Annotated in this window: 5 protein-coding genes and 1 pseudogene; 5 read left to right on the plus strand and 1 reads right to left on the minus strand. The window is 60.5% G+C overall.

The window, feature by feature from the left end; all coding sequences use genetic code 11:
- From A9W96_RS32060 to A9W96_RS06800, 4 genes and pseudogenes are all read left to right on the plus strand, one after another.
- A pseudogene (locus A9W96_RS32060) lies at positions 1-376 on the plus strand (TetR/AcrR family transcriptional regulator); the annotation flags it as partial.
- A 229-nt stretch (positions 377-605) separates the two neighbouring features.
- On the plus strand, positions 606-1,520 hold the full coding sequence (locus tag A9W96_RS06790; protein ID WP_067138567.1) for a decaprenyl-phosphate phosphoribosyltransferase: 915 nt from the start codon (positions 606-608) through the stop codon (positions 1,518-1,520).
- A 341-nt stretch (positions 1,521-1,861) separates the two neighbouring features.
- Positions 1,862-2,038, plus strand: coding sequence for an integrase core domain-containing protein (locus A9W96_RS32065; protein WP_197499427.1), 177 nt, complete (start codon positions 1,862-1,864; stop codon positions 2,036-2,038).
- Between the two features lie 348 nt (positions 2,039-2,386).
- Positions 2,387-3,256 (plus strand): 2OG-Fe(II) oxygenase, encoded by an 870-nt coding sequence (locus A9W96_RS06800; protein ID WP_156765138.1) that lies wholly within the window; start codon positions 2,387-2,389, stop codon positions 3,254-3,256.
- 99 nt (positions 3,257-3,355) lie between these two features.
- Here A9W96_RS06800 and A9W96_RS06805 read toward each other — a convergent pair whose 3' ends face one another.
- Positions 3,356-3,820, minus strand: coding sequence for a MarR family winged helix-turn-helix transcriptional regulator (locus A9W96_RS06805; protein WP_067138573.1), 465 nt, complete (start codon positions 3,818-3,820; stop codon positions 3,356-3,358).
- A 144-nt stretch (positions 3,821-3,964) separates the two neighbouring features.
- Between A9W96_RS06805 and A9W96_RS06810 the strand changes: the two genes are divergently transcribed.
- Positions 3,965-4,572, plus strand: a 608-nt coding sequence (locus A9W96_RS06810) for an alpha/beta fold hydrolase (protein ID WP_156765139.1), incomplete at its 3' end; no start/stop codon positions are given.

Here is a 4,572-nt window from a genome sequence, read left to right on the forward strand (position 1 = left end):
ACTATTCGCCGGACTCGGCGACCTACACGCCGAACTGACCGTGCTGGGTCGCTACCTACTAAGCGTCATCGACGAGGAAATCCAACTGCTGCAAATCGCCGCCCGCACACCAGCCGGCCAATCAGCCCGCCTCGACACCGCTTACGCCGCCCTCGTCGATGGACTCAACGCCGAACTGGCCGACTGGATCACCACCTGGGCGCCCGCGCTGGGCAAAGACGACCGCGACGTCCTAGCGGCGCTGGCGGTCAACGGGATCCTCGCGACCCGCTTTACCACCAGCCTTTTCCACCAACGCGACGCACGCGTTGCCGACGATCGCTACCTCACCGAATGGACAGCACTCCTGGCCACCCGAATACAGGCACTCCAATAATCATTGCTGCGCGGTCGTCGACTTGTCAGCAAGGAAGTTTGTGACAGGTAGCTGCAGAGCACCGAGTGAATACCGTCGGCCGCCGTTAGGGCCCGAGCCTGCCCTACTCGTTCTCATTTCAGCTCTGCAACACCGCCGACGACGTCAGCCTCTCTCGGGTCTTTAGATCACGACGCCGAGCGCGTGCCACCACGTTGGGCGTGGCTAGTTTCGGCGATACTCCATGGTCATGGACCGCAAAACGCCGTCGGAGATCGGCCCGCCTGCCAATTTGGCGGTTGGCATCATTAAGGCGCTGCGACCTCGACAATGGCTTAAAAATGTCCTGGTGGTCGCCGCACCGTTAGCGACTTTGGGCGGCAGCGTTCACTACGACTACCGCGACGTCACCTACAAGGTGGTTATCGCGTTCGTGGTGTTCTGCTTGGCCGCATCCTCGACTTACCTGATCAACGACGCCCGGGATGTGCATGCCGATCGCCAGCACCCCACAAAACGCTTCCGCCCGATCGCCGCTGGAGTAGTCGCGCCCGCCCTGGCCTACACGTTGGCGATCGCGCTCGCCGCCGCCTCACTGGCCATTTCGCTAGTGACCGCGCCAACACTCGCGGTCGTCATTGCGATTTATCTCGCAATCCAGCTCGGCTACAACTTCGGCCTCAAACACCATGCCGTGCTGGACATTTGCCTGGTGTCCTCCGGCTTCCTGATCCGCGCCATCGCCGGCGGCGCGGCCACCGGCATTCCGCTCTCACAGTGGTTTCTGCTGGTGATGGCATTCGCATCACTGTTCGCCGTGGCAGGCAAACGCTACGCCGAACTGCAAGTGGCCGAACGCACGGGCGCCAAGATCCGAAAAGCCCTGGAAAACTACACCGGCACCTACCTCCGATTTGTATGGACCACTTCAGCCACCGCCACCATAGTGTTCTACGGGCTGTGGGCCTTCGAACGCGACCATCACTCCGGGTCGTGGTTTGCCATCTCTATGATCCCGATCACGATCGCGATGCTGCGCTATGCCGTAGACGTCGACGGCGGGATGGCCGGTGAACCCGAGGACATCGTTCTGAAAGACCGCGTCCTACAACTACTCGGCATCGTGTGGGTCGCGGCCATTTGCACCGCCATCGCCTTCGCGTGAGTGGCATCTATCGAGACAGCTTAGAGACCTTGGCCGACGTGGTGAGGCGACATTACGACAAGCCAGAAACCCATCGCGGACCGCAGGTGATGGAGCACGCCGTCGCTTACCGGAGTACATCGCGGACGAGAGCGGTTGGTGTACAACGAGGTTGGGCCATAATCATGCCGCCGTTTTGGCGTACCCGAAGCACCGTTTCCGCAGATGTAGCTGCCATCGGGGGCCCGCCTCTGGCATCTGCCCGGGGCTGGATCGACGAATTCAGGGGGGCCGCCGAAGGTACTGCGTCTGGACAACGGCCTGAGATGGTTTCCCAAGTGCTACAACGGTTCAGCGAGAATATGGCGGGGACGGCGTACATCCCGCCGGGTTGTCCGTGGGACAACGGCTACATCGACCGGCTACGGAAGGAATGCCTCGACCGCAACCACTGGAACACCCTGTTGGAGGCCCGGGTGGTCATCAAAGACTTCAAGGCTGACACCCACCGCCGACACCGCCACTCGGCGCTAGGTTAGCGCACGCCGGCGAGTACGCCCGCGGCCTGCAGGCGCATCCACACCCCGGTGGCCTGCAGCATCGCCGTAAGAGCGGTTCAAACCAGCCCGACTTAAACCGGGTGGACTCGGTAACGGGACTGGCAGCGAAGCACGTCACTGGCTTCCAACCGGCTCTTTACGATGCAGTGTCTAAACGGTGCAATCACAATAATAGCTCCGCGCGGGATCTCCGGGGGCTATAAAATAGCGGGCTATGAGTCAGCAATCGGCACCTGAGCATCCGCTCGATAGCCTGCTCAGGAACTATCGCCACCGCTGACTTTTTGCTTGCCGTCGGATTTTGTGGCACCCGGGGAGGCGCGGACCGTGGCGGATGCATACCTAAAAGTCGAAGATCTTGAGCGCGACGTGCGTGATCTACGGCGACAATTTAAGGCGGCCAAGCCGTTTCCGCACCTAGTGATAGATGGTCTCCTCAACCTGCCTCCATCAGCTGTCGGGGACTTTCCCGACATCTCATGGCCCTGGTGGAACGAGATAGGCGATAACTACACGCTGCACAAGCGGTTCTGTCACGACATAACTCTCATCCCGGAACCGTTCAAAGGCATCATCAGAGAACTGAATGAGCCGCGGTTCCTCAAGATGCTCGAACGCATTACCGGCATCAGGCGGCTGATACCAGATCCCTACCTGTTCGGGGGTGGCCTGCACCTCAGTGGCCCGGGCGGCATCCAGGCCCCCCACACGGACTATCACTACTACGAAGCGTTGCAGGTTTACCGACGCATCAACGTCATCGTCTACCTGAGCGAAGACTGGTCGCTCGAGAATGGCGGCTGCCTATCGCTCTACGACACGGAAGGCCGGGCCGTCGAAACGGTTGTACCCGCCTGGGGCAGGGCCTTCATATTCCGCACAGATGACGAGTCGGTACACGGTTTTCCCATTGCCGTCGCTGAAGGTAAGTGGCGGCGATCAATCGCGCTCTTCTACTACACGGCGTCCCCGACCGACATCTTCAGTGGTGACCAGGTGACGCACTATAAAGAGCACGGGGAGCAGGTCGGTGTCGCGCGGAAGGGACAACTTCTCGTCTTCAAAGGACTGATGAAAGTCAGTCGCGGCATCGCCATCGTGGCCCATCTTGTGAACCCCAACGTGGGGATACCCGCTGTCAAAACTTACATGACTTATCTCATGAAGAAGAGACGCTCTCGCACCGACGACACCTAGCTGTTGCTGGACAACACGTTGTTGACGGTCGTGGTTCTGGTTGTGCGGCGCTGTGCCCGAGAGCCTTAAGGGGTCTTCTCGGCCCGTGGGCGGCTGCTCCTAGGTTGCGTTCGGTGCTGTCCGGTCTATCTGGAATTTGTGGTGCAGCGCTTTCAGCGTTCGGATAGTGGCCTCGATGTCTGCCTCGGAGATCCCGGTGAAGCCTCGATTTTCTGCCTGCCCGAGGAGGGTTTGCGCTCGGGAAAGTAATTCCTGGCCAGCCTTCGTGAGGGTCACGCTGTGTTGTCGGCGTGACTGTGCAGACACCCCAACGTCAATCCATCCCTTTTGGCGGGCGATGTCGATGTGCCGGCTGACTGCGCTTTTGGCGATACCCAGACGCTCGGCGATCATCTGCTGAGACGGCGTCGGTGCATCCATCTCGATCAGTCTCAACAGCAGGAATTGGCGCAGGCTGATCCCCAGTTGCTCGCGAAACATGTTGTCTCCGCGCTTGTCGAGCAGGGCAGCGACGCGGTGCAAGAAGTAACCGAACTCGCTGTAGGGCCTGCCCGTCGATGCCATGGCCCCAGTAAACCTTCAAAAAGTTCTCGTCTCAACGGTTCACATGTGAACTGTCTGGGTTAGGCTTCGTCCACACTGCCGCGCCGAAAGGAATACCTCCACGTGCTTCACAAACCCACACCCGGCCGCGCCCACAACGGCAATGTGTCGCTGGCCTACGAGGTCTTTGGCCCCAGCACCGGCACGCCGCTGCTGCTGCTCATGGGGCTGGGCATGCAAATGCTGCTTTGGCACAACGACTTCTGCCGCGAGCTCGTCGCGCGCGGTTTCCAGGTCGTGCGAATGGACAATCGCGATGTCGGCCTATCCACCCACCTGAACCATCTCGGTGCACCCAGCGTGTTCGACCTGATCGTGCACCCGCGCAAATCGGCTCGGTATTCGTTGAGCGACATGGCCGCAGACGCAATTGCGGTCCTCGATGACCTCGGCTGGGACACCGGCAACGTCGTCGGCGGCTCACTGGGCGGCATGATCGCTCAAACGCTGGCCATCGAACATCCGCGGCGAGCACGCTCGCTGACCTCGATCATGTCCTCACCTTCGGCAAAAATCGGCCGTGCCTCGGTCAGACTTGGCATGAAGATCGCCCGTGTGCTCAGCCAACCGATCGACTCTCCACAGCAGGCCGGCCAACAACTGGTCGAGTTATACGCCCTCATCGGCACACCACCGGCCAACTATCCGCTCGACATCGACTGGCTCAACGACGTTGGAGCAGCCAGCTTTCAACGCGCACATGATCCGGGCGG

Source organism: Mycobacterium sp. 1245852.3 (genome assembly GCF_001669335.1).
GTDB classification, from domain to species: Bacteria; Actinomycetota; Actinomycetes; order Mycobacteriales; family Mycobacteriaceae; genus Mycobacterium; species Mycobacterium europaeum_A.